This is a genomic window from Klebsiella sp. Sb-30 (assembly GCF_057652795.1).
Map to the genome: position 1 here is coordinate 4,611,362 of NZ_CM172749.1, position 23,437 is coordinate 4,634,798.

The following is a 23,437-nucleotide window of genomic DNA, read 5'->3' on the forward strand; positions in this document are numbered from 1 at the left end:
CATGAAAAACGTTGGCGACCTGATGAAGCGTCTGCAAAAAATGATGCCAGCCCATGTCGAACCGGCGTTTAAAACCGGCGAAGAGCTGCTGGCCTGGCAAAAAGAGCAGGGCAAACTGCGTTCTGAAGCGCTGGAGCGCGAAAACCGCGCCATGAAAATGCAGCGGACGTTTAACCGCTCCGGCATCCGTCCGCTGCACCAGAACTGTTCGTTTGAAAATTATCGGGTCGAGTGCGAAGGCCAGATGAACGCGCTGTCCAGAGCACGCCAGTACGTTGAAGAGTTTGACGGCAACATCGCCAGCTTTATCTTTTCCGGCAAACCCGGCACCGGCAAAAACCATCTGGCTGCCGCCATTTGCAACGAGCTGCTGCTCCGCGGGAAATCGGTATTGATCATCACCGTCGCTGATATTATGTCGGCGATGAAAGAGACGTTTGGCAATCGGGAAACCAGCGAAGAACAGCTCCTTAACGATCTGAGCAAGGTCGATCTGCTGGTGATCGATGAGATCGGGATGCAGACGGAGTCGCGCTACGAGAAAGTGATCATCAACCAGATAGTCGATCGCCGCTCCTCATCAAAGCGCCCGACCGGGATGCTGACCAACAGCAACATGGACGAGATGAACAAGCTGCTCGGCGAGCGCGTCATGGATCGTATGCGTCTTGGCAACAGCCTGTGGGTCATCTTCAACTGGGACAGCTATCGTCATCGGGTCACCGGCAAAGAGTATTAAGATATTTCCGAACTCTGCCGGGGTTATACTGCAGAAATGCTTAAGTAACCATGATGAGTACACTGATGAAATCTGCAAAATTCTTATTCCGCACCGCCTTGATTGCCGGCGTTTTTTTTGCCGCCGGCGCCCACGCAGCCTCCTGGCAGGACTCTCTTTCCAGCGCCGCCAGCCAGCTTAGCAGCCAGAGCGGCTCTCAGGAAAGCGGCGCCCTGTCGATGTCTTCGCTGACCAGCCTGCTGAACGGTGGCAGTCAGTCCCTGACCGCCAGCAGCATGAACAATGCCGCCGGGATTATGTCCTACTGCGCCAAACAAAAACTGGCTTCGGTCACCAACACGGAAAACGTCAAAAATCAGGTTCTGGATAAACTCGGCCTCAGCACGCCGGAAAAACAGAAAGAGGACACCAGCTATCTGGAAGGGTTGCAGGGGCTTCTGAGCAATAATAGCGGTCAGCAGCTGAACCTCAACACGCTCGGCAGCAGCCCGCTGGCGGAGAAAGTGAAAACCAAAGCCTGCGATCTGGTCTTAAAACAGGGCGTTAACTTCCTCTCCTGATTTTTTTCACTGACGCCGCGTTTAACGCCTTAGCGCTGTTAACGCGGCTCCAGCCATGATTTTCGTCATTCTTCAGCACACGATCCTCGTTGTTCAGGGATGTGACCCCGATCAAAAACGACCATTTCTAAACCAATTCTGAACTACTGCACAGTTTCATGACTCTACAATTGCAGCCATATGGCACTGCAATTACAGTGTAACGTGGAAAATAGTCTATCCTGCCAGCGGTCAACTGGCGCTAATGAGGATGAATTGTGTCAGAGTTGTTATCCATCGCCTTGTTCCTCACCTCGGTGGTGATTTATGCCTTAAAAGCCGGTCGTAACACCTGGTGGTTTGCCGCCACATTAACGGTGCTGGGGCTGTTTGTGGTGCTTAATATTACCCTCTACGCCAGCGACTACTTCACCGGGGACGGTATTAACGACGCGGTCCTCTATACGTTGACCAACAGCCTGACCGGGGCCGGCGTCAGTAAATACATTCTTCCCGGCGTCGGGCTGGTAGCGGCGCTGGTGACCGTATTCAGCGCGCTGGGATGGGTGTTGCGCCGTCGCCGCCACCATCCTCATCATTTCGGCTACAGCCTGCTGGCGCTGGTTCTGGCGCTGGCCTCCGTGGATGCCAGCCCGGCGTTTCGTCAAATCAGCGAACTGGTCAAATCGCAGTCCCGCGACGGCGATCCCGATTTTATCGCCTATTACAAAGAGCCGGCGAAGAGCATTCCGAACCCGAAGCTGAACCTGGTCTATATCTACGGGGAAAGCCTCGAACGTACCTATTTTGATAACGACGCCTTTCCCGATCTGACGCCCGAACTCGGCAAACTAAAAAACGAAGGCCTCGATTTCAGCAACACCACCCAGCTTCCGGGTACCGATTACACCATCGCTGGCATGGTGGCTTCCCAGTGCGGTATTCCTCTGTTTGCGCCGTTTGAAGGCAACGCCTCCGCCTCGGTCTCCAGCTTCTTCCCGCAGAATATCTGCCTCGGCGACATTCTGAAAAACTCCGGCTATGAAAACTATTTCGTACAGGGCGCCAACCTGCGTTTCGCCGGCAAAGATGTGTTCCTGAAATCACACGGTTTTGACTACCTGTACGGCGCTGAAGAGCTGAAAACCACGGTTGCCGACCCCGCTTACCGCAATGACTGGGGCTTCTACGATGACACCGTTCTGGATGAAACCTGGAAAAAATTCGAAGAACTTTCTCAATCCGGCAAACGCTTCTCGCTCTTTGCGCTGACGGTCGACACCCATCATCCGGACGGTTTTATCTCCCGCACCTGCCAGCGTAAAAGCTATGACATCGGCGGGAAAAAGAATCTCTCCTTTAGCGCGGTCACCTGTAGTCAGGAGCATATCGCGGCATTGATTGAGAAAATCAAAGCCTCTCCGTATTTCAAAAATACGGTCATCGTGGTCTCTTCCGATCATCTGGCGATGAAAAACACCGCCTGGGACTATCTCAACAAACAGGATCGCAGCAACCTGTTCTTTGTTCTGCGCGGCGACCAGCCGCAGCAGGAGACGCTGGCCGTGAAGCGCAACACCATGGACAACGGCGCCACGGTGCTGGACATCCTTGGCGGCGATAACTTTATCGGTCTGGGCCGCAGCAGCCTGTCCGGGCAATCGCTGTCCGGTATTTTCATGAATATGAAAGAGAAAGTGCTGGCCTGGAAACCGGATATCATCCGCCTGTGGAACTTCCCGAAAGAGATGAAAAACTTCACCATCGACAGCCAAAAGAACACGATCTCATTCTCCGGCAGCCATTTCCGCCTCCCGCTGCTGCTGCGGGTATCCGATAAACGCGTTGAGCCGCTGCCGGAGAGTGAATATTCCGCCCCGCTGCGCTTCCAGCTGGCCGATTTTGCCCCACGGGATAACTTCGTGTGGATCGATCGCTGCTACAAAATGGGCCAGCTGTGGTCCTCTGAGCTGGCGCTCTCCACCGACTGGTGCGTTTCCCAGGGCCAGCTCGGCGGCGAACAGAAGGTGCAGCATGTTGATAAGCCCCGGTGGCAGGGAAAAACGGCGTTTAAAGATACCGTTATCGATATGCAGCGCTACAAAGGCAACGTCGATACCCTGAAGATCGTCGATAACGATATTCGTTACAAAGCCGACAGCTTTGTCTTTAACGTTGCCGGCGCGCCGGAAGAGGTCAGGCAGTTCAGCGGGATCTCCCGCCCGGAATCGTGGGGCCGCTGGTCTAACGCCCAGCTCGGCAGCGAGGTGAAGATTGAATATAAAGAGCCGCTACCGGAAAAATTCGATCTGGTGATTACCGCCAAAGCCTACGGGCCGAACGCCAATAAACCGATCCCGGTCCGCGTGGGCAACAGCGAACAAATCCTCACCCTGGCCAACGAGGTTTCCACCACCACTCTGCATTTCGACAATCCGTCGCGCAGCGATACGTTGATTATCGTTCCGCCGGATCCGCAGTCCACCAACGAAGGGAATATCCTTGGCCACGCGCCGCGTCAGCTGGGAATCGGCATGGTGGATCTTAAAGTGGTAAAAAGCGACGGTTAACGCTGCCGCCCCGGCTCATGACCTGAACCGGGGCGCCTTCACGCATTCGCTAGCATTCGGCAGGCGGTAACCCGCTGAACTCCACGCACATCTCATACTGCTTCAGCGCCAGGGTCGCATACCCTGCCGCGCTAAACAGCGGCGTAAATGATTCGGGAATGATCACCGAAGTACTCAGGCCGGGGAACTGGCGGGCCAGCGCCCTCAGCATCTCATGCGCCAGCCCGTGGCCGCGAACGGAGGGCTCAACCCACAAAAACTGTAGCTGCGGCGTGGAGGTTAAGGTTGCCAGCACGGCAAAAGCCTGCTGGTTCAGAGTGAGCGCCCGGCATGGCAGCGTGGCGAAGGTCAACGGATCCATCAGCCACGGCAGACGACCGTTGATCTCCGCTCCGGCTCTGCGCAACAGAGGGAGCACATCCCCCTCTTCCAGCACCGCCGCGGTATCCTCCGCCCGGGTACTGACAAATCCGCATAGCCCATGATGTACAACAAAGCCTAAAGACTGGTACAGCGCCACCGCCGCATAGTTTTCGCGGATCACCTCCAGCCACATTCGCCGCACGCCCTGCTTCCGCAGCGAGGCCATGAGCGGCGTCATCAGCCGACGGCCCATGCCTTTGCCGCGCCAGGCCGGACGCACCGCAAAAGCCGCCAGTCTCGCCTCATCGCCGCGCCGGGCCACGATGGCGATTGCCGCCGGCGTCCCGCCATCCAGCCAGACGCAGGAGTCGAGCAGGCTCAGTCCCTCGGAACCGAAGCGCTGAACGAACACCGCCACCGGCAGTGAAACCGGCACCAGGTAATCTTCAAAACAATCGCTGAGGATCGTGCTTAACTGCTCGCTGCTAAAACCGGTAGCTGGGACGGCTATCAATGCCATGCATTTCTCCCGAAAATTGCTATGCTGAAGCGATGAAAAATAACACTATAACCGCCGCAACGACTTTTCGCCTGACTCAGGAGAACGACATTCCTCTCCTGCCCGCGATTGAGCGCTCGGCGGCCCAGTCTTTTCGCCAGATTCCGGCGCTGGCCTGGCTGGCGGAAAGCGAAGTCATAAGCCCCGAGCGCCACCGCCTGTTTCTTGAAACTGACCATAGCCTGCTGGCCGTGGCCGATGAACGACCGATAGGCTTCCTGCTGACCGAACCGCTGGACGATGCCCTGTTTATCGTCGAGATCGCCGTTCATCAGGCGTGGCAGGGGCGAGGCATTGGCCGCATGATGCTGGAGCAGGTCATTGAGAGCGCCCGGCAGGCGGCGTATCCGGCGGTCACCCTCACCACCTTTCGCGACGTGCCGTGGAATGCGCCGTTTTATACGCGCCTGGGGTTTTCAATGCTGAGCGAGCTAAGGCTGCCGGCGGGACTGGCGGCAAAAAGGGCGCTGGAAACGGAGCACGGTCTGCCGCCGGAAACGCGCTGCGCCATGCGCCTGACGCTGTAAGTCGTCTCCGGCCAGGGCTGTGTTTATGGGGTGAATATGGTACAAAGTATCATGCTAACTTTACCGTCTGGTACTCCCTATGGCCTACTCGATCGATATCATTTCCTGCATCACCGATCGCTTTCTCGAGCTGACCGTCACCGAAAAGCGCATCGCCCAGTTTATCCTCGATGATGTCGCCGCGGCGGCAGAGTTACCCATCGCCGAAATCGCCCGTTTGACCAACACCAGCCAGGCTTCGGTGACCCGTTTCGCCCGGGCGTTGGGGTGCAAAGATGTCCGTGAGCTGAAGATGAAGCTCGCGCAGTCTCTGGCTGTCGGTCAGCGCTTTATTCTCGATGTGCCGGATCTCGAAGGCGTGCAGGGCATTTACGAATCCATCATCGGCGTGCTGGAAACCAACCGCCGGGCGCTGGATATTGAGGCGCTGAAGCGCGCCGTCTCCTGGCTGAGCGACGCGCGGCAAATTCTGGCCATCGGCATGGGCGGCGGTTCAACCATCTGCGCCCAGGAGATCCAGTACCGCCTGTTCCGCCTCGGCCTGCCGGTCGTCAGTCAGAACGACGGCCTGCTGGTACGGATGATGAGCTCCGCCGTGACGCCAAAAGACGTGGTGATCGTCCTGTCGCTCGGAGGATATACCAAAGAGATGATTGAAAGCGCGGCTATCGCCAGGCAGTACGGCGCGAAAGTAATTGCGATTACGCCAGCGGGAACGCCGCTGGCCGATCAGGCGGACCTCGTCTTACCGCTGCTGGTACGCGAAAACGACTATATCTTCAAACCCAGCACGTCCCGTTATGCCATGCTGGCGATGGTGGATGTGCTGGCCACCGAACTGGCGATGGCCAACAAACCGCAGGCGAAAGATCGGCTGCGCCGTATCAAGCTGGCGCTCGACAGCCACCGCGGCGGCGTCGACCGTCAGCCGCTGGGTGATTAAACCAGGCTCGCAGCGATAAAGCGTCTGGCCTGCTCCCGGGTCTGTTCCGGCGGCTGCCCGGGGCGATAGAGATCGCTGCCTAATCCCGCCCCCGAACAGCCGGCCTGCACCCAGGTTGCCAGGTTTTCCGGCGTCACGCCGCCAACCGCCAGCACCGGCACGTCAGGCGGCAGCACCGCCTTAAGAGCACGAATATAGTCCGGGCCAAAGCTGGATGAAGGGAAAATCTTCAGCCACTGTGCCCCGGCCTCCAGCGCGCTAAAGGCCTCTGTCGCGGTGGCGCAGCCGGCACAAACCAGCATCCCCTGCTCGACCGCCCGGCGAATCACCGCCGGCTGCATATTGGGCGTCACGATCAGCTTCGCCCCGGCCTGCGCCAGGATATCAACCTGCCCGACGTTAAGCACCGTCCCTGCGCCAATCACCGCCCGGGCGCCGAACTGCGCCACCATCTGCGGAATACTGCGCTGCCACTCCGGCGAGTTGAGCGGGATTTCGATATAGCGAAAGCCGGCGTCAATCAGTATCTCAATATGCTCCGCCGCCTCTTGCGGACCAATGCCGCGCAAAATCGCGACCAGTTTAAACGTGTTCATGGATAATCCTCGCGATGCCGCGCAGAAATGCCTCATCCCCGCGACAGCTGTTGACCGTCACTCCGTGGGCCGCCATCGCCCGACGATAGCGTTCATTTAGCGCCGGTTCCCCCACCAGCGTGATGTGCGTCGCGCGGTAGCGTTCGCGGAGCGCCGCCACCTCCGCGCCAATCAGGAGACCTGAGAGATAGTCGCTGACCGATGTCGGCGACAGCGCGCCCAGTATCCGCGCGGCACGGGCGCCGAACAGGTCAACCACCAGCGACGGCGCCTCCCTCCCCTTTTCCAGCCCAAGGGTAAATGCCGCCTCATCCGCCTGCTGGTCGGGAAGCTGTTTACCGATCAGCGACTGGCTAAGCAGCAGATGATGCAGCTCTCCGGTCATCGCGGTGGCGAAGTGGCGCACCACGCCCTGTTCAACCTGCACCCATTTACAGTGCGTACCCGGCATCACGTAGCACGTCGCCGGCGCTATCTGCGATGCGCCAAGCAGCTGCGTCTCCTCCCCGCGCATCACGTTGTAATCCCCGCGCTGTTCTACCTTAAGGCCGGGAACAATCCACACGCCGTCAGCAACGGCAAACAGCTGACGCCCCGGTTCATCAATCTCCGCCGGGCAGGCCAGGTAGGGCACCGCCTGCCAGCCCGCATCGCTACCGATCATTCCGGCCATGACTACCGGTAGCTCCGCGGCTGCGCGCCACGGCGTCAGATACCGGTGGAAAACCTCCGCCGGCGATTGTCCGTTGAGCCGCGAGACCCCGAGAGGAAGCTGCATTGTCTCCACGCATTTTCCGTCGCGAATCAGCCAGCCGCGCAGCCGTGTCGAGCCCCAGTCGACGGCAATATAGCTCTTCATTACGCCTCCCTTAGCTCTGCGACGGATGGCGTTTGCCAATCGGCAGCGGCGGTGCCGCCGGACGGCTTTCACGTTCGCGGGTGATCATCTCCAGCGCCTCTTCCCGGCTCATGCTGCTGGCCGGCGTGATCAACGTCACCACCACCGACGCGACCAGGCTGGTGAGCACCGACGGGATACACGGATTGCCCCAGAAGGCCAGCCAGTCGCTGTTCATCAGCACTGCCACCGATGCCCCAGCCCCACCAGCCAGAGCGGCTACCGCCCCCTGCCAGTTAAAGCGCGTCCAGAAACGGCCGAGCATGGTGCAGATGAACATGCCGGACATGATCATCGAGATCATTTTGGTGATGTAGCTGATGATGTCGTTAGAGGTCAGCGCAAACACCAGCGCCAGGGCAATAACCAGCACGAGGAACATTCGCGACAGACGAATCGCTTTCTCCGGCGCGGGCATATGGCCGGTCACAAGGGTATAGAGGTCGCGCAGCATAATAGACACCGCGGCAATCGCATCAGAGCTGCCGGAGGACATATTGGCCGACATCCCGGCAATCAGGATCGCCATCGCCAGCACCGGCGGCAGCACCTGAGTGGCAAACAGGAAGGCAAAACCGCTGTTTTCGAGGTTCGCATTCATGGTCCACACCGCCATGCCGATAATCGCCGGCAGGAAGGAGAAACCGAGGTATAGCAGTCCGGTGATGGTGAAGGACTGGCGCACGGAGGAGACGGTTTTCGCCGAGTAGATACGCTGACGATAGGACGGCGTCGCCAGGACGCCCACGCCAATGACGATCGCCAGCGAGAGCGCGGGCAGCACCCCGAGTTTATCGACGGCAAACAGGCTCTGTGCTGCCGGGTCGACGGCCTGCTGAATATGGCTCCAGCCGCCCACGTGCTGGACGGCAAAAATCGCCATCAGAATAAAACCCACGAACAGCACAATCGATTGAACCGTATCGATCCAGACGACCGCGGAATAGCCGCCAATACCGACATAAACCACAAATGCCAGCGCGATAATGACTTTGGCGACATTAATATCAATACCGCTGGCCCATGCCAGATAGAGCCCGCCGCCTAATATATGCGCGCCAAGCCAGCCAATTGAGGCAATAAAAATAAGGATCGCTACCAGGTTTTTAATAATTTTACTGCCACCGGTATAATAGGACATCTCTTCGCTCATAGTCATAAAGCGAAATTTACGTACCGGCGCAAATAACCACGCGACCAGTAAAATGCCCACCGCGCCGCCGAGGCCATACAGCATCCCCGCCCAGCCGTTGCTGTAGCCAAAGCCCACGGCACCCACGCTCGAACCGGTGCCGACCATGGTGCCCACCGTCGAACCCAGCGTCAGAAACATCGGCAGAGAGCGGCCGCCCAGTAAAAAATCATCACCGTTTTTTTGCTTGCGAGAAACATACCAACCTAAGGTAATCATGGCGCAGGCATAAACAGAAAACCAAATCAGGAATGACATATTATTCATTGCTCACATCCAGGCGTAATAAATAATATTCGTACCGCTGAATATTATGAGTTAATCGTAACGATGCCAGAAAAAAGGCAAAGCAACCCTGCTCGCGCCGATTGATGGAGTCAATTTGGCACGATTGTCACATTTTTATGGGTCACTCCCCACCCGGCGGTGGGGAATTCTTATTTACACGCGAGCGACGTTATAGCAGGTCACATCCACTTCGACTTTACAATCCACCACCAGATCGGCAACGCAACAAATGCGTGCGGGGGGATTCTCAGCAAAGAACTCGCGGAACACTTTATTGAATGACTGGAAATAGCGTGAGTCGGTCAGAATCACTTTCACATGCACCACATCCGCCAGGCTGTAGCCTGCTTCGGTCATGATATCGACGCAGTTCTGAATCGCCAGCCGCGACTGCTCAACAATGCCGCCTTCTACCACTTCCCCGTTTTTCATCGGCGTCTGGCCGGAGACATACAGCCAGCCCCCGGCTTCAACCGCCCGCGCGAAGGGCAGATGCTGCCCGCCGGTTCCGGTCCCGCCTTCAACGCCATAACGTTTGATACTCATATTCCGCTCCTTAGTCCATCTGGCGACGCAGGAAACGCCCTGCCCGCCCGGTAATTTTTTTATCGCTGCCGTAGCTCATGATGCCGTTCACCATCACCGCCTCGATCCCTTCCGCGGGCTGTTTCGGGTCGGAGAAGCTGGCCACATCACGCACCGTCAGCGGATCGAACAGCACCAGATCGGCAAAATAACCGACTTTAACCAGCCCGCGCTGCGCCAGCCGGAAGCGCGCTGCCGACAGGCCGGTCATTTTGTGAATCGCCGTGGTCAGCGGAAACAGCTGCTCATCACGGCTGTAATGGCCAAGCACCCGGGGAAAAGCGCCCCATAAACGCGGATGCGGCATCGGGTCGTTGGGCAACCCATCGGAGCCGATCATCGTGACGGGATAGCGCATCACCCGCCGGACATCCTGCTCATCCATGTTGTAGTAGATAGCCCCGGCAGGCATCAGCTGCGCCGCCGCCTCATGCAGGCTCATCTGCCACGCATCGGCAATCTGCTTAAGCGTTTTTCCCGCCTGTTCCGGCCGGGATTCCGACCAGGTGATCACAATATCGAACTCATCGGTGACCTGTTTCATATCCAGCGTTGAGGAGCTGGCGGAATACGGGTAGCAGTCGCAGGCAATCTCCTGGCGCTGGCGCATCTCATCGAAGAAGGCCAGCGTCTCCCGCGTGCGTCCCCAGTTCTTTGCCCCGGCGCATTTATGATGTGAAACCACCACCGGGACGTTGCCGTGACGCCCGATGCGGAACGCTTCGTCGAGAGCATCCAGAATAGGTTCAAATTCAGAACGCAGATGGGTCGTATAAATGCCCTTCTCCGCCGCCAGCTCTTCCGCCAGCGCCATCACCTCTTCGGTGGTGGACTGGAAAGCGCTGGCATAGGCCAACCCGGTGCTCAGGCCAAGCGCTCCCTGGCGTAACGCATCGCGCAGCTGGACGCGCATCCCGGCAATCTCGCTCTCCGTTGCCGGACGGAACAGATCGTCCATATGGTTATTACGCAGCGCGGTATGACCAATCAGCGTCCCGACGTTGAGCGACGGCCGGGCCGCTTCCACAGCGTGCGCGTATGCTTCAACGGTGGGATAGATAAACTGCGCCTGTTCACCCAGCAGGTTCATCGGATCAGGAACATCGCCGCGCATTGTCGCCATCGCCGCGCTGATCCCGCAATTCCCGACAATAACCGTCGTCACGCCCTGGCTCAGTTTTGGCAGATACTCCGGAATACGAATGACGTTGATATCGTCATGGGTATGCACATCAATAAACCCCGGCGCCAGCACGCGCCCCTCGCCGTCAATCTCGCGGTCAGCCGCCACATTCAGCGCCGGCGCGATGTCGACAATACGATCGCCCTTCACCGCCACGTCGCCGCGATACTGCGGTCCGCCGCTTCCATCAATCACCGTGACGTTCTTGAAAAGCCAGTCAACCTTCATTTGCAATTACTCCCTTTCGACTATGCCGACAAGTTAACCATTTACAAGGTGAAAAAACAGTGGAAAACTACGCAAAATCCAGATCGTTTTGTGATACTTTTATTCACAACGGATAATATTTAAGTATTAAAACAATTAATATCAACAAGTTATATATGATACCCATCTGAAACCCGTACCTGAACCTTGAAAGGATAGTGTTATGAAATACCACTCCGATACGCTTGTCCCGCATAAATCCGCCGTCATGGCCTGCCCGGCCAACCTGCTGGCTGAAGAGGTCTGCCTGCCCGCGGCGCTGGTGAAAAAAACAGCGCTGGAAAATAACATTGCCTGGATGCAGCGCTATGCCGATACCCGCGGCGTCTCGCTGGCGCCGCACGGGAAAACGACGATGACGCCATGGATTTTTCAGGCCCAGCAGCGGGCGGGAGCATGGGGTATCGGGGTGGGAAGCGCCTGGCAGGCCAGCGCAGCGATGGCCAGCGGAATTGAGCGCGTCTTAATGGTCAATCAGCTGGTCGGTCAGGCCAACATGCAGGTGGTTTCACAACTGAAGGCCCACTACCGGGCGGTGGATTTTCTCTGCTGCGTGGATAGCCTGGCGAATGCCCGCACTCTGTCGGCGTTCTTCAGCACGCGCCAGCAAACGCTGGATGTTCTCATTGAGCTGGGCGTTCCCGGCGGGCGCTGCGGCTGCCGGAGCGTGGACGCGGCGCTGGCGCTGGCCCAGGAGGTCGCCACGCTACCGGGCCTGACGCTTCGCGGGCTGGAACTGTACGAAGGGGTGCTGCACGGCGACGATCCGCAGCCGCAGGTTGAAGCGCTGCTGCGTCAGGCCGCCGGGCTCGCCTGCCAGATGGCGCCGCTGGTTGAGGGTGAGTTTATTCTGACCGGCGCGGGGACCGTCTGGTATGACGTGGTGTGCAACGTGTGGCTGGCCGCACAGAAGCCGGATCGCTGCCGGGTGGTGATCCGACCGGGCTGTTACATCACTCATGATGTGGGGATCTATGAGATTGCCCGGCAGGAGCTGATCGCCCGCGATCCGATCGCCTGCGATCTCGGCGGCGACCTGACCTCTGCGCTGGAGCTGATGGCGATGGTGCAGTCGGTCCCGGAGGCGGATCGCGCGGTGGTCAATTTCGGCAAGCGCGACTGCGCCTTCGATGCCGGACTCCCACAGCCTGTCGCCCACTATCGCCACGGCAAAGCATTACCGCTGCAGGCCGACGAGATAGTCAGCGTCGGGATTATGGATCAGCACTGCATGCTGCGCCTGGCGCCGGGCTGCGATGTGCAGGTCGGCGATATTGTGCTGTTTGGCACCTCTCATCCGTGTCTGACCTTCGATAAGTGGAAAACCCTGCTGCTGGTGGATGACGAGTACAACGTGCTCGAGGAGCTGGACACCTTGTTCTGATGACGTTTACGGTTAGCGGCTGACGTCTTATTCGGTTGCCAGAAACCACCGCTCTCTGTCGCCCCGGCAAGCACAACGCCGCCGGGGAAACCGCCGCTCTCCTGTCGCCCAAGGCCCCGATAACTCCGCGGGCGGTTCAACTACTCGCTCAACGCGGAAATCTCATCAAACAACGAACGGCTAATGGTGACGCCCTGGCATTCACTCTCCTGGCGGCAGAGATAGCGCCGTTCGCCCGGGAGTCTCGCCCCTTGCGCCTGCATGCTGTTAAACAGCGTCTCCGCGCGAGCCAGATGTGCATCAGCCTCCGCACCGAGGAACCGCTGCGGATCCAGCGCCAGAATCAGCTCGCCGCCGTAGGGTAGCCCGCCCGCGCCACCGTCCCACGCCAGCGATTCCGCGCTGGTCATGTCGCCAATCAGCGGCCCGGCAAGCAGCTCGACCATCGCCGCCAGCGCCGATCCTTTATAGCCACCAAAGGTCAGCATCGCCCCGGCCAGCACAGCTCCGGCGTCCGTAGTCGGCTGGCCCTGACGATCAATCCCCCATCCTTCCGGTAACGCTTTCCCGGCACGTTGATGCAGTTGAATCTCGCCGCGCGCCGCCACGCTGGTGGCCATATCAAAAATAAACGGCGGCTTATCCCCCCGCGGCCAGCCAAAGGCGACAGGATTGGTGCCAAACAGCGGCAGGCTGCCGCCCGCAGGCGCCACCCATGCATGGCCCGGCGTGCAGGCCAGCCCGACCAGGCCGGCATCCGTCAACGGTTCGATATCGGCAAACAGCGCCGAAAAATGCACGCAGCGGTTGATGGCCAGCGCGGCGATACCGCTGCGGCGCGCCTTCTCCACCAGCAGCGGCAGCGCGCGCTCAAACGCCAGCAGCGAAAACGCGCCGCCGGCATCGACGCGCACAATCCCCGGCGCCCGATCGTCAATCTGCGGTTCGGCATCCGGGGAGACCTTACCTTTACGCAGGGTGTCCACGATCCCCAGTAGCCGCCACAGGCCGTGGGAAGCGCAGCCATCACGCTCCCCGCCGGTGACGTTGCGCGCTACCGCCGCCGCGTGATCCTCGCTGAATCCATTAGCGCTCAGCGTCCGCATCGCCAGCGCATAAGCTTCGGGTAACGACAGGGTTACCGTTTCCATGACCTTCTCCTCTACTCTTCTTCGTCTCCGCTAAAATTAGCCTGGGGGAGACAGCTGCGCGCGCCCCAGTAATAAATTCCCAGCGACATCACCGCTACCAGCACCGTATCCCAGGGGTGAGCTATCTCATTAGTACCACCAAAACTGCCCAACCAGGAAAAGAGCATGATCAGCGCATAGAAGACGATCAGCCACAGCGAGGATTTCACCTGTTGCGCCAGGCTGACGGTATGTACCGGCACTTTGCCTTTGCACAGGATGTAGACCACAAACATGACGATTTGCAGCCCCAGCAGCCAGGAGAGCGTGGTCCAGCCGGACCAGTAGACGATCAGCGCGGAGATCATAAACGACACCGGCCCAATAATCGCGAACGCCCGCACGCGGAAGGGACGCGGCAGATCCGGCGCGTTACGGCGCAGCCCTGCGGCGGTCACCGGCGCGATCGCATAGCTCAACACCAGCGCGGCCGAGACCACGCTGATCAGCTGCTCCCAGGAGGGGAACGGCAGCGTCCAGAAGATGGACAGACCGAAGGTCAACCACAGCGCCGGACGCGGAATGCCGGACTCTTTATCAATGTGGGTAAAGGCTTTAAAAAAGGTTCCGGCTTTCGCCCAGCCGTAGATAACGCGCGGCGTGGCGTTCATGTAAATATTGCCGGTGCCGCTCGGGGAGATGATCGCGTCGCTAATCACCATAAAGGCCAGCCAGCCCATACCGAGAGTGATAGCGATATCGCGATACGGCAGCGAGAACTGTTTACTCACTTCCGCCCAGCCGCCGCTTAACATTTCCGTCGGAATGCTGCCGAGAAACGCCAGCTGCAGCAGCACATAGATAATGGTCGATAGCACCACCGACAGAATCAGCGCCACCGGGATCGTGCGCTGCGGATGCTGAACCTCGCTGGCAACGGAAATAATCGGCGTCAGCCCCAGATAGGCAAAGATAATCCCGCCGGCGCTGATCGCCGCTTCCACCCCGGACATCCCAAACGGCGCAATCCCCTGAGTATGCAGGTTTTCCGGCTTAAAGAAGGTGAACAGGGTAATCACTACCAGCAGCGGCACCAGAAACTTCAGCACGCTGATAAAGTTATTCGAGCGGGCAAAGGTTTTGACGCTGTAGTAGTTAAGCGCAAAGAAAAAGCACAGCAGCAGGAACTGCACCACCCAGCCCAGCAGAGTCGGCGAGCTGGATCCCGGCTGGGTCAGCGCCGGGAACCAGGCGGCGGCATACTGACGGGCGGCGACAATTTCGATAGAAATCAGGCTTGAGAAGGCAATCAGCGTAATAAAGCCGAGCAGATACCCCATCAGCTCACCGTGCGAAAAGACCGGATAACGGATAATCCCCCCTGCGCGCGGCAGCGCCGCCCCCAGTTCGCAGTAAACGATGCCCAGCAGCAAAACCGCAAAGCCGCCGATCACCCAGGAGGCGATCCCGGCGGGCCCGGCAATCGACGCGACGTGGCTGGCGGCAAAGAGCCAGCCGGAACCAAAAATCGCCCCCAGGCCAATAAACGTCAGATCGGTTAAGGTCAGCTGCTTTTTAAACTTACCCGACTCAGCAACGCGGGTTTGACTGTTATGCGTAGTGTGAATAGTCATCGTGATGCCCTTCCGTCAACATGAGGGGGAAATCGCTTCCCGGGTCCACTGGCCGTTCACCAGGCGCAGCAGGTTTAAAGGGTTAGCATCCTGCAAGGCCGGCGGCAGCAACGCGGCAGGGGCGTTCTGCAGACAAACCGGCCGCAGAAAACGTTCGATCGCCCGGGTCCCAACCGATGTGCCGCGCGCGTCGGTGGTGGCCGGCCAGGGGCCGCCGTGCACCATCGCATCGCACACTTCCACGCCGGTGGGATAGCCGTTGAACAGCACCCGTCCGGCTTTATCGCTGAGCAGCGGCAGCAGACGCGCCGCCAGGGGACGATCGTCCGCATCGGCATGCAGCGTCGCCGTCAGCTGCCCCTGCAGCGTACTGACCAGCGCCATCATCTGCGTCTCGTCCGCCACTTCCACCAGTACCGACAGCGGGCCAAACACCTCGGTTTGCAGCACGCTATCCGGCGCCATGAACGCCTCCGCCGTCGCCAGGTACAACAACGCCTGCGCCCGCTGGCCGCAGGCCGCTTCACCGCTGGCCAGCCGCTGCACACCCGGACAGGCGTCGAGCGTCTCGACACCGGCGCGATAGTGTTGCAGGGTCGGCGCATTGAGCAGAACCTGAGCGGGCGCGGCCTGAACCTGTTCACATAACGCGGCAGTAAAGCGCGTCAGCCCTTCGCCCTTGAGCGCCAGAATCAACCCTGGGCGAGTACAAAATTGCCCGCCGCCGAGGGTAAACGACGCCACCAGATCTTTGGCCAGCGACGCCGCGCGCGCGGCGAGCGCCTGGGGCAGAATAATCAGCGGATTAATCGCCGACATTTCCGCAAACAGCGGGATTGGCTGCGGGCGCTGCTGCGCCAGCTGGAGTAGCGCTTTCCCCCCCGTCAGCGAACCGGTGAATCCCACCGCCTGAATCGCCGGATGGCGCACCAGTTCGGCCCCGATATCGGTACCAAAAATCATGTTGAACACCCCGCCGGGCAAGGCGCATTTCTCCACCGCCCGCACAATGGCCTGCGCCGTCTGCTCTGCGGTTGCCATATGTCCGGGATGAGCCTTAACCACCACCGGGCAACCGGCCGCCAGCGCCGAGGCGGTATCGCCGCCGGCGGTAGAAAAGGCCAACGGAAAGTTGCTGGCACCGAATACCGCAACCGGGCCAAGCGCCACCTGATACTGGCGCAGATCCGCTCGCGGTAAGGGTTGACGCGCCGGCAGCGCCGTATCAATGCGCGCCCCCAGAACATCGCCGCGGCGTAACAGACCGGCAAACATCCGCAGCTGACCGCTGGTGCGTGCCCGCTCGCCCTGTAAACGCGCCAGCGGCAGCGCGGTCTCAGCATGGGCAATGGCAAAAAAGCTCTCGCCCAGCCCGTCCAGTTCATCGGCAATGGTCTCCAGAAAGCGCGCGCGCGTCTCTGGCGAGGTTCCGGAATAGGCGGCAAAAGCCTGCGCCGCCGCCTGCGCCGCCAGTGCGGCCTCCTCCCGGGAGGCCGGATAAAAACGGTGGCCGGTGGCCTCGCCGTCCGCAGCCTTCAGGCTGAGGAGCGTGGCTTCGCCGCTGGCGACGCGGCGCCCGGCAATAAAATGCCGACCCGCCGTCATTTCTGTTTCGCTCATCGTCGCTCCCCGCCTCACAGGCCCACGTCCGGCAGCACAGGACGCGTCGCCAGCGCCTGTTCCACGATGTTCACCACCTGCTGACGGGTCTCCCCTTCCAGCGCCAGACGCGGCGGACGGGTGACGGCGCTGCCGCGTCCCAGCAGCTCTTCGCACAGCTTGATGCACTGCACCAGATCCGGACGTGCATCGAGGTGCAGCAGCGGCATAAACCAGCGATACAGCGCCATGGCTTCGTCATAGCGTTTCTGTGCGGCAAGACGGAACAGGGTTTCACCTTCGCGCGGGAAAGCGTTCGACATGCCGGAAATCCACCCTTCCGCGCCCACGGCGATGCTCTCCACCACCACATCATCCAGCCCGGCGAACAGCACGAAGCGGTCGCCGACGGTGTTACGCAGATCGACGAAACGACGGGTGTCCCCGGATGAGTCTTTGAAGCAGACGATATTGTCGCAATCGGTGAGGGTGGCGAGGATATCTGGCGTGACATCGTTCTTGTAAATCGGCGGGTTGTTATAAACCATAATCGGCAGGTCGGTGGCGGTGGCCACGCTGCGGAAGTGGGCGGCGGTTTCGTACGGCTTCGAGGAGTAGACCAGCGCCGGCATCACCATAATTCCGTCGACGCCAACGCGCTCGGCCTCTTTCGCCATCTTCTGCGCAAACGCGGTAGTGAACTCGGCGACCCCGGCGATCACCGGAATTTTGCCGCCCGCCGCATCCTTCGCCACTTCAATAATCTGCAGTTTTTCCTCGGTTGTCAGCGAGGTGTTTTCCCCGACGCTGCCGCACACCACCAGCCCGGAGACGCCGTCTCTGACCAGGTTTTTCATCACCGCATGGGTGGCATCTAAATCGAGGGAGTAATCTTGACGAAACTGCGTGCTGACTGCCGGAAATACGCCGCTCCAGTGAATCGCTTTTTTGCTCATGCTCGGTTCCTTGTCGTCATTTTGTTAAGTCAAAGTGAATGAATGGTGAATTTTCACTGACAGATTGACGTTTCATGGACCCGGCGGCTTGTCGGTTTTCTTCCAATACGATGACGAAATTAGCACAGTCGCAAAAAGTGTGAGCCGACGATTATCCCGCCAGCGTCAGGCGAAAATCGCGCGGCGTGGAGCCGGTCATCGCTTTAAATTGACGGCTGAAGGCGCTGTGATCGGTATAGCCGCACTGCAGCGCAATATCGGTAATCGGCGTCTCTCCCGCCAGCAGCTCGGTGGCTTTTTCGAGGCGGACCTTGTGGATCATTTGCCGCGGCGTGAGGTGAAAGATCCGTTTGCAATAGCGTTCGATCTGCGCCACGGACATGCCGCTTAACCCGGTCAGCTCTTCCATGGTGATCGGGCGATGGTAGTGGCGACGAATATGATCATCGACGATCGCCAGCCGCTGCCAGGCAGGATGTCGGGCATGCGCCTCCTGAAGATCGTGCGAGATCCCTGCCATGCCGATCACCTGGCCGTGAACATCGCGCAGCGCCAGCTTTTGCGTCAGACACCAGCCGCGTTCACGCCCGTTATAGAGGTGCATTTCGAGCTGGTCGCGCAGGGTCACCCCCTCTCTCAACACCCGCAGATCCTGTTCGGTATAGCCCTGCCCCAGCGCCGATGGAAAGACGTCGGCCGAGGTTTTGCCTAACAGCGAGGAGACGCTTTTAAAGCCGCAGCGACGAGCCAGCGTCAGGTTCGCCAGCAGGTAGCGCGCCTGGGCATCTTTGATAAAAAAAACCACATGGGGAATCGCGTTCAGCAGCGGCGCGATGAGCGCCAGCGCATTGAGCAACGATGGCATGTTTTCCGGGCGCTGGCGCGCCAGCCCTTCGCAAATCTGGCTCAGCTCATCAACGGCCAGATCCGTATCCTCAACCGGAGCGTGCTCCGAAGCAGCAGCAGTAACACAGAACATAAGGCTTCCTCATGGCGGGTGACGGGAGGATATTTATTCACCTTTTGGTAACACATCAAGCGGCAATACCGCGTTTTGCGATCCTGACTCCGGTTTATATTTTCCCCTGAGTACGCCGCTGGCGCGATCGCGACTTTCGGTTTACCACAGCAATAAGCGAATGATTAATAAGAAATAACTATGTCATTCATAAACAGGCGCCGCCGTTTATTGTGCCGATTTCGTCATTTTCTCTGGCGAAAGCGTTCAAGCCGGAGGCGGTCTGTTGCGCCAGCATGATGAAACAAATCGTTAACCTCCGGAGATAGCCATGACTGCGCCACGTCACCCCATTGAACTCAGAGCCATTGATTCTCATACCGGCGGCGAACCGACCCGCCTGATTGTGGACGGTTTTCCGGATCTCGGTAACGGCAGCATGGCGGAGCGCCGCGAACGTTTCGCCCGCGAATTCGATCGCTGGCGCCAGGCGGTTATCCTGGAGCCGCGCGGCAACGATGTGCTGGTGGGGGCGCTGCTGTGCAAGCCGGTCTCACCGCAGGCAACCGCCGGGGTGATTTTCTTCAACAATGCCGGCTTTCTGAACATGTGTGGGCATGGCACCATCGGGCTTATCGCTTCGCTGGCATGGCTTGGTCGCATCAAGCCTGGCACCCATCTGATTGAAACGCCGGTGGGCAACGTCAGCGCAACGCTACATGAAGATGGCAGCGTCTCGGTGGAGAATGTTCCGGCCCGGCGCGGTAAAAAACAGCTCAGCGTCAGCACATCGGTGGGAACCGTCACCGGTGATATTGCCTGGGGAGGCAACTGGTTTTTCCTCATCAACGATCATCCCTTCACCCTCGAACCCGCCCAAATTCCGCAGCTTACCGAGTATGCGTGGGCCGTACGTGCAGGGCTGGAAGCCGCCGGGATCCGTGGCGATGACGGCGGCGAAATCGACCATATCGAACTCTTTGCCGACGCCGCCGATGCCGACAGCCGCAGTTTCGTACTGTGCCCGGGGAAAGCCTGGGATCGCTCGCCGTGCGGCACCGGAACCAGCGCCAAACTGGCCTGTCTGGCCGAAGATGGCAAGCTGCAGCCCGGCGAACTCTGGCGCCAGGCCAGTATTATCGGCAGTCAGTTTACCGCCAGCTATACGCGCAGCGACGCCGGTATCATTCCGACGATCCGCGGCGAAGCCTGGGTTTGCGGCGATACCCGGCTGATCCTCAACCCGGACGATCCCTTCTGCTGGGGGATCGTGTCGTGAACCACGGCGATGTCATCGTGATCGGTGCCGGGATCGTCGGCGCCGCCTGCGCATGGCAGCTGGCGAAACGCGGGCAAAAAGTGATTTTGCTCGACGATCGCCAGCCGGGCGCCACTGCAGCCGGCATGGGCCATCTGGTGTGTATGGATGACGATCCCGCCGAACTCGCGCTCTCCGCCTGGTCACTGGCATGCTGGCGCACCCTCACGCCGCGGATGCCCGAGCGCTGCGCCTGGCGCGGCTGCGGCACTCTGTGGCTGGCGGAAACTCCCCAGGAGCTGGAGATTGCCCGGGAGAAGCAGCGGCGAATGGCCGCATATCAGGTCTCCAGCGAGATGCAGACCCCCACACAGTTGACGCAGCGAGAACCGCTGCTGCGTGCCGGCCTGCAGGGTGGGCTGTGGGTGCCCGGCGACGGTATCGTCTATGCGCCTGAAGTCGCGCGCTGGTTTATCGCCGACGCGGGAGACAACCTGACCTGTCTCAGCGAAGGCGCCACGGAAATCGCCGAGCCGGCGGTGACGCTGACCAGCGGAAAACGGCTGCGGGCGCCGGCTATCGTGGTCGCCTGCGGCCTCGGCGCCAATGGGCTGCTGGGGGAAAACTGGCTGCGGCCCAAGAAAGGTCAGCTGGCGATCACCGACCGCTACGGCCCGTTACTCCATCATCAGCTGGTCGAACTGGGCTACGGCGCCAGCGCCCACGGCGGCGGCACCTCGGTGGCGTTTAACGTGCAGCCGCGCCCCACCGGACAGCTGCTGATCGGCTCTTCGCGGCAGTTTGATCACTCAGAACGCCAGCTGGATTTGCCGCTGCTGGCACAGATGCTCGACCGTGCCCGGCACTTCCTGCCCCCCCTGGCCGGGCTGAATATTATCCGCTGCTGGAGCGGCTTTCGCGCCGCATCAGAGGACGGAAATCCCCTGATTGGTCCCCACCCGTCACGTCCCGGTCTGTGGCTGGCGCTGGGTCATGAAGGGCTCGGCGTCACCACCGCCCCCGCCAGCGCGGCGCTACTCGTCGCCCAGCTATTGGGCGAGCGCAGTCCGTTAGCCCCCGACGCGTGGCTCCCGGCCCGCCTGCTGAAAAAAGAGGCTATCGCATGAGCCAGACTATCCCGGTGATGATTGAAGGTGAAAAACGCGATGTGCCGGTGGGAATCAGCGTCGCGGCAGCGCTGTCATTGACGGCGAATCCCACCACACGCATAGCCGTCGGCGGCCAGCCCCGCGCCCCTTTTTGCGGCATGGGCATTTGCCAGGAGTGTCGGGTGACCGTCAACGGACGGCGGGTACTGGCCTGCCAGACGCTGTGCCAGCCCGGAATGACGATTGAAAGGAGCTGCCATGCAAACCCTGCGTTGTGACATTCTGATTCTCGGCTCCGGCCCGGCGGGTCTCGCCGCCGCGCTGGCGGCCGCATCCTGCGGTAAGCAGGTCGTGATCCTCGACGATAATCCGCGCCCCGGCGGGCAGATCTGGCGCGAGGGTCCGCAGGTGCAGCTCCCTGCTCTGGCACGCCGCTACCGGGAAGCCGTTGCCGCGGAGAAAAACATCACCTCGCTGAACGGCGCCCGGCTTATCGCCCGCCCTTCGGCACATCGCGTCCTGTTCGAAACCGCCGACGACAGCGGGGTTGTCGAATGGCAAAAACTGATCCTCTGCTGCGGCGCACGCGAACTCTCGCTGCCTTTCCCCGGCTGGACGCTGCCCGGCGTCACCGGCGCCGGGGGGTTACAGGCGCAAATTAAACACGGTCTGACGCTGCGGGGGCAAAAGGTGGTGATTGCCGGCAGCGGTCCGCTGCTGCTGGCGGTGGCCGCAACGGTGAAAAAAAGCGGAGGTGAAGTACGACAGATTGTTGAGCAGGCCCCGCTCAGCGCCTTACTGCGTTTTGGCAGCAGCCTGTGGCGTTGGCCGGAAAAACTTCGCCAGCTGGCCACCCTCGCCCCGCGACGCTATCTCAGCGGTAGTCAGGTGATTCGCGCCCATGGCGAGACGCAGCTTGAAGCCATTACGCTGCGCGATGCCCGCGGCGTAGAGCGGACAATCGCCTGCCAGCGGCTGGCTATCGGTTACGGCCTGGTACCCAATATTGAAACCGCGCTGCACTTCGGCTGCACGATAGCTGACGAGGCAATAGCGGTGAATCGCTGGCAGCAGACCAGCGTCGCCAACATCTACGCCGCGGGCGAATGCACCGGCTTCGGTGGCAGCGAACTGGCGCTGGCAGAGGGTGAAATTGCCGGCTTTGCGGCAGCTGACGCCGAGGCTTGCGCCCAGGCCCACTTTGCCCGTCGCGAGCGCTGGCAGACATTTGCTCAGGCGGTCAACCGCACATTCACCCTGGCAGAGAGCCTGAAAAACGCCGCCACGCCGGATAGCCTGCTGTGCCGCTGTGAAGATGTGCGCTGCGGCGAAGTAGCCGATGCCGATAGCTGGCACCAGGCAAAACTGACCCGCCGCTGCGGAATGGGCGCCTGTCAGGGGAAAACCTGCGCGACCACCGCCCGCTGGCTGTACGGCTGGCCGCTACCGCAGCCGCGCGAACCGCTCTCTCCCGCCAGAACCGAAACCCTTATCGCGCTGGCCGACCCCCGAACGATGCGCTGATCTACTCTTCCTCATCACTTTCATCACTGCGCCCGGCGCCCTGACGGTTGCCGAGCGCAATAAACTCTTCCAGCAGCGCGGTCAGCTGCTGCATCTTTTCACTGGTGAACTGCGCTTCAATCAGGCGATAGGCCTCTTCCACCTGCGCCTGCGCGCTTTCATACAGCGTGTAGCCCGCCGGCGTCAGCGAAATATACAACTTGCGCTGATCGTTGACCGGCTTGAGACGCAGCACCAGACCGTCGCGCTCCATACGGGTCAGAATACCGGTCAGGCTGGGGCGCAGGATACAGGCGCGGAACGCCAGATCGTGAAAGTCCATCGACGGATTTTCCGCAAGGATGCGCACAATACGCCACTGCTGCTCGGTGAGATTATGGCGTTTAACGATCGGTCGGAAATGGCCCATCGCCGCTTCCCGCGCCTGCAACAACGCAATGGTTAACGAATCATGCATCACATACCCTCAACATCGCACTCTTATGTTTATTAATAAGTTAATAATTAGCGCCTATCCTGCCATGACGCAACCGGTTTCTGCACCTGAAAAGTACCAGCCGAGACAACAAAAAACCATAACAAACTGATTAATAACATATAAAATTTTATACTGTAAATTTATTGTTAATCAGATCA

At 59.9% G+C, this 23,437-nt stretch carries 22 protein-coding genes and 1 pseudogene; 11 read left to right on the top strand and 12 right to left on the bottom strand.

Translation table 11 applies throughout. From position 1 onward, the window contains the following. Nucleotide 1: 1 nt before the first annotated feature. The 3 genes from dnaC to opgB all read left to right on the top strand — a co-directional run bounded on the left by dnaC (nt 2) and on the right by opgB (nt 3,848). Nucleotides 2–739 (top strand): replicative helicase loader DnaC, encoded by a 738-nt coding sequence (gene dnaC, locus AC236I_RS21580; protein ID WP_015585195.1) that lies wholly within the window; start codon nt 2–4, stop codon nt 737–739. Between the two features lie 65 nt (nt 740–804). Then, nucleotides 805–1,299, top strand: a complete 495-nt coding sequence (locus AC236I_RS21585; protein ID WP_004857608.1) for a YjjA family protein — start codon at nt 805–807, stop codon at nt 1,297–1,299. Between the two features lie 257 nt (nt 1,300–1,556). Beyond that, nucleotides 1,557–3,848 carry a phosphatidylglycerol--membrane-oligosaccharide glycerophosphotransferase gene (opgB, locus tag AC236I_RS21590; protein WP_015585196.1) on the top strand — a complete coding sequence of 764 codons (2,292 nt, stop codon included), beginning with the start codon at nt 1,557–1,559 and terminating at the stop codon, nt 3,846–3,848. A gap of 49 nt (nt 3,849–3,897) precedes the next feature. Here opgB and AC236I_RS21595 read toward each other — a convergent pair whose 3' ends face one another. Further along, nucleotides 3,898–4,731: a GNAT family N-acetyltransferase gene (locus AC236I_RS21595; RefSeq protein WP_015585197.1), complete on the bottom strand. Its 834-nt coding sequence runs from the start codon at nt 4,729–4,731 to the stop codon at nt 3,898–3,900. 32 nt (nt 4,732–4,763) lie between these two features. Between AC236I_RS21595 and AC236I_RS21600 the strand changes: the two genes are divergently transcribed. Beyond that, nucleotides 4,764–5,297: a GNAT family N-acetyltransferase gene (locus AC236I_RS21600; RefSeq protein ID WP_032716524.1), complete on the top strand. Its 534-nt coding sequence runs from the start codon at nt 4,764–4,766 to the stop codon at nt 5,295–5,297. A 79-nt stretch (nt 5,298–5,376) separates the two neighbouring features. After that, nucleotides 5,377–6,240, top strand: coding sequence for a MurR/RpiR family transcriptional regulator (locus tag AC236I_RS21605; protein ID WP_004857599.1), 864 nt, complete (start codon nt 5,377–5,379; stop codon nt 6,238–6,240). On the opposite strand, the gene AC236I_RS21610 is transcribed toward AC236I_RS21605, so the two are convergent. The 5 genes from AC236I_RS21610 to AC236I_RS21630 form a co-directional block, all read right to left on the bottom strand. Beyond that, entirely contained in the window at nt 6,237–6,836 is a 600-nt protein-coding gene (locus AC236I_RS21610) for a 2-dehydro-3-deoxy-6-phosphogalactonate aldolase (RefSeq protein ID WP_100663318.1), read from the bottom strand. The genes AC236I_RS21605 and AC236I_RS21610 overlap by 4 nt on opposite strands. Then, complete coding sequence (locus tag AC236I_RS21615; RefSeq protein WP_160873252.1) at nt 6,823–7,695, bottom strand: 2-dehydro-3-deoxygalactonokinase; 873 nt, start codon at nt 7,693–7,695, stop codon at nt 6,823–6,825. Before AC236I_RS21615 ends, AC236I_RS21610 begins: the two co-directional genes overlap by 14 nt. A gap of 10 nt (nt 7,696–7,705) precedes the next feature. Further along, nucleotides 7,706–9,193: a sodium:solute symporter family protein gene (locus AC236I_RS21620; RefSeq protein ID WP_004857593.1), complete on the bottom strand. Its 1,488-nt coding sequence runs from the start codon at nt 9,191–9,193 to the stop codon at nt 7,706–7,708. A 174-nt stretch (nt 9,194–9,367) separates the two neighbouring features. Next, nucleotides 9,368–9,760 carry a RidA family protein gene (locus AC236I_RS21625; protein WP_004857591.1) on the bottom strand — a complete coding sequence of 131 codons (393 nt, stop codon included), beginning with the start codon at nt 9,758–9,760 and terminating at the stop codon, nt 9,368–9,370. Nucleotides 9,761–9,770: 10 nt separating this feature from the next. Continuing rightward, on the bottom strand, nt 9,771–11,210 hold the full coding sequence (locus AC236I_RS21630; RefSeq protein WP_044351321.1) for an N-acyl-D-amino-acid deacylase family protein: 1,440 nt from the start codon (nt 11,208–11,210) through the stop codon (nt 9,771–9,773). On the opposite strand from AC236I_RS21630, the pseudogene AC236I_RS21635 reads away from it, so the two are divergent. Further along, nucleotides 11,188–11,333 (top strand): annotated as a pseudogene (locus AC236I_RS21635) (hypothetical protein). The gene AC236I_RS21630 and the pseudogene AC236I_RS21635 overlap by 23 nt on opposite strands. A gap of 79 nt (nt 11,334–11,412) precedes the next feature. Continuing rightward, nucleotides 11,413–12,633, top strand: a complete 1,221-nt coding sequence (locus tag AC236I_RS21640; protein WP_123629094.1) for an amino acid deaminase — start codon at nt 11,413–11,415, stop codon at nt 12,631–12,633. Nucleotides 12,634–12,773: 140 nt separating this feature from the next. On the opposite strand, the gene AC236I_RS21645 is transcribed toward AC236I_RS21640, so the two are convergent. The 5 genes from AC236I_RS21645 to AC236I_RS21665 form a co-directional block, all read right to left on the bottom strand. After that, entirely contained in the window at nt 12,774–13,784 is a 1,011-nt protein-coding gene (locus tag AC236I_RS21645; RefSeq protein ID WP_484636749.1) for an Ldh family oxidoreductase, read from the bottom strand. Between the two features lie 11 nt (nt 13,785–13,795). Then, a complete protein-coding gene (locus AC236I_RS21650) occupies nt 13,796–15,397 on the bottom strand; it encodes an APC family permease (protein ID WP_004857583.1) in 1,602 nt (533 codons plus the stop codon). A 15-nt stretch (nt 15,398–15,412) separates the two neighbouring features. Beyond that, entirely contained in the window at nt 15,413–17,017 is a 1,605-nt protein-coding gene (locus tag AC236I_RS21655; RefSeq protein ID WP_183114410.1) for an aldehyde dehydrogenase (NADP(+)), read from the bottom strand. A gap of 14 nt (nt 17,018–17,031) precedes the next feature. Next, nucleotides 17,032–17,952: a dihydrodipicolinate synthase family protein gene (locus AC236I_RS21660; protein ID WP_163980441.1), complete on the bottom strand. Its 921-nt coding sequence runs from the start codon at nt 17,950–17,952 to the stop codon at nt 17,032–17,034. Between the two features lie 151 nt (nt 17,953–18,103). After that, on the bottom strand, nt 18,104–18,931 hold the full coding sequence (locus AC236I_RS21665) for an AraC family transcriptional regulator (RefSeq protein ID WP_004857578.1): 828 nt from the start codon (nt 18,929–18,931) through the stop codon (nt 18,104–18,106). 310 nt (nt 18,932–19,241) lie between these two features. Here AC236I_RS21665 and AC236I_RS21670 point away from each other — a divergent pair, with 310 nt between their 5' ends. Genes AC236I_RS21670 through AC236I_RS21685 form a run of 4 tightly spaced genes read left to right on the top strand, consistent with a single transcriptional unit; the run spans nt 19,242 to nt 22,801 of the window. Beyond that, nucleotides 19,242–20,189, top strand: a complete 948-nt coding sequence (locus AC236I_RS21670) for a 4-hydroxyproline epimerase (RefSeq protein ID WP_004857576.1) — start codon at nt 19,242–19,244, stop codon at nt 20,187–20,189. Next, the gene (locus tag AC236I_RS21675) at nt 20,186–21,295 is read left to right on the top strand and encodes an NAD(P)/FAD-dependent oxidoreductase (protein ID WP_015585205.1); all 1,110 of its coding nucleotides are present in this window, start codon (nt 20,186–20,188) and stop codon (nt 21,293–21,295) included. Before AC236I_RS21670 ends, AC236I_RS21675 begins: the two co-directional genes overlap by 4 nt. Continuing rightward, the gene (locus AC236I_RS21680) at nt 21,292–21,555 is read left to right on the top strand and encodes a 2Fe-2S iron-sulfur cluster-binding protein (protein ID WP_015585206.1); all 264 of its coding nucleotides are present in this window, start codon (nt 21,292–21,294) and stop codon (nt 21,553–21,555) included. The genes AC236I_RS21675 and AC236I_RS21680 overlap by 4 nt, the downstream gene beginning before the upstream one ends. After that, a complete protein-coding gene (locus tag AC236I_RS21685; protein ID WP_004857573.1) occupies nt 21,536–22,801 on the top strand; it encodes an FAD-dependent oxidoreductase in 1,266 nt (421 codons plus the stop codon). The genes AC236I_RS21680 and AC236I_RS21685 overlap by 20 nt, the downstream gene beginning before the upstream one ends. A 1-nt stretch (nt 22,802) precedes the next feature. Here AC236I_RS21685 and hpaR read toward each other — a convergent pair whose 3' ends face one another. Continuing rightward, entirely contained in the window at nt 22,803–23,258 is a 456-nt protein-coding gene (gene hpaR, locus AC236I_RS21690) for a homoprotocatechuate degradation operon regulator HpaR (RefSeq protein ID WP_004857572.1), read from the bottom strand. Nucleotides 23,259–23,437: the final 179 nt, after the last annotated feature.

Excerpts from the sequence above, each read along its gene's own strand:
- dnaC (WP_015585195.1), top strand. The coding sequence starts at position 2 with ATGAAAAACGTTGGCGACCTGATGAAGCGTCTGCAAAAAATGATGCCA.
- AC236I_RS21585 (WP_004857608.1), top strand. The coding sequence starts at position 805 with ATGAAATCTGCAAAATTCTTATTCCGCACCGCCTTGATTGCCGGCGTT.
- AC236I_RS21595 (WP_015585197.1), bottom strand. The coding sequence starts at position 4,731 with ATGGCATTGATAGCCGTCCCAGCTACCGGTTTTAGCAGCGAGCAGTTA.
- AC236I_RS21600 (WP_032716524.1), top strand. The coding sequence starts at position 4,764 with ATGAAAAATAACACTATAACCGCCGCAACGACTTTTCGCCTGACTCAG.
- AC236I_RS21605 (WP_004857599.1), top strand. The coding sequence starts at position 5,377 with ATGGCCTACTCGATCGATATCATTTCCTGCATCACCGATCGCTTTCTC.
- AC236I_RS21610 (WP_100663318.1), bottom strand. The coding sequence starts at position 6,836 with ATGAACACGTTTAAACTGGTCGCGATTTTGCGCGGCATTGGTCCGCAA.
- AC236I_RS21615 (WP_160873252.1), bottom strand. The coding sequence starts at position 7,695 with ATGAAGAGCTATATTGCCGTCGACTGGGGCTCGACACGGCTGCGCGGC.
- AC236I_RS21620 (WP_004857593.1), bottom strand. The coding sequence starts at position 9,193 with ATGAATAATATGTCATTCCTGATTTGGTTTTCTGTTTATGCCTGCGCC.
- AC236I_RS21625 (WP_004857591.1), bottom strand. The coding sequence starts at position 9,760 with ATGAGTATCAAACGTTATGGCGTTGAAGGCGGGACCGGAACCGGCGGG.
- AC236I_RS21630 (WP_044351321.1), bottom strand. The coding sequence starts at position 11,210 with ATGAAGGTTGACTGGCTTTTCAAGAACGTCACGGTGATTGATGGAAGC.
- AC236I_RS21640 (WP_123629094.1), top strand. The coding sequence starts at position 11,413 with ATGAAATACCACTCCGATACGCTTGTCCCGCATAAATCCGCCGTCATG.
- AC236I_RS21645 (WP_484636749.1), bottom strand. The coding sequence starts at position 13,784 with ATGGAAACGGTAACCCTGTCGTTACCCGAAGCTTATGCGCTGGCGATG.
- AC236I_RS21650 (WP_004857583.1), bottom strand. The coding sequence starts at position 15,397 with ATGACTATTCACACTACGCATAACAGTCAAACCCGCGTTGCTGAGTCG.
- AC236I_RS21655 (WP_183114410.1), bottom strand. The coding sequence starts at position 17,017 with ATGAGCGAAACAGAAATGACGGCGGGTCGGCATTTTATTGCCGGGCGC.
- AC236I_RS21660 (WP_163980441.1), bottom strand. The coding sequence starts at position 17,952 with ATGAGCAAAAAAGCGATTCACTGGAGCGGCGTATTTCCGGCAGTCAGC.
- AC236I_RS21665 (WP_004857578.1), bottom strand. The coding sequence starts at position 18,931 with ATGTTCTGTGTTACTGCTGCTGCTTCGGAGCACGCTCCGGTTGAGGAT.
- AC236I_RS21670 (WP_004857576.1), top strand. The coding sequence starts at position 19,242 with ATGACTGCGCCACGTCACCCCATTGAACTCAGAGCCATTGATTCTCAT.
- AC236I_RS21680 (WP_015585206.1), top strand. The coding sequence starts at position 21,292 with ATGAGCCAGACTATCCCGGTGATGATTGAAGGTGAAAAACGCGATGTG.
- AC236I_RS21685 (WP_004857573.1), top strand. The coding sequence starts at position 21,536 with ATGCAAACCCTGCGTTGTGACATTCTGATTCTCGGCTCCGGCCCGGCG.
- hpaR (WP_004857572.1), bottom strand. The coding sequence starts at position 23,258 with ATGCATGATTCGTTAACCATTGCGTTGTTGCAGGCGCGGGAAGCGGCG.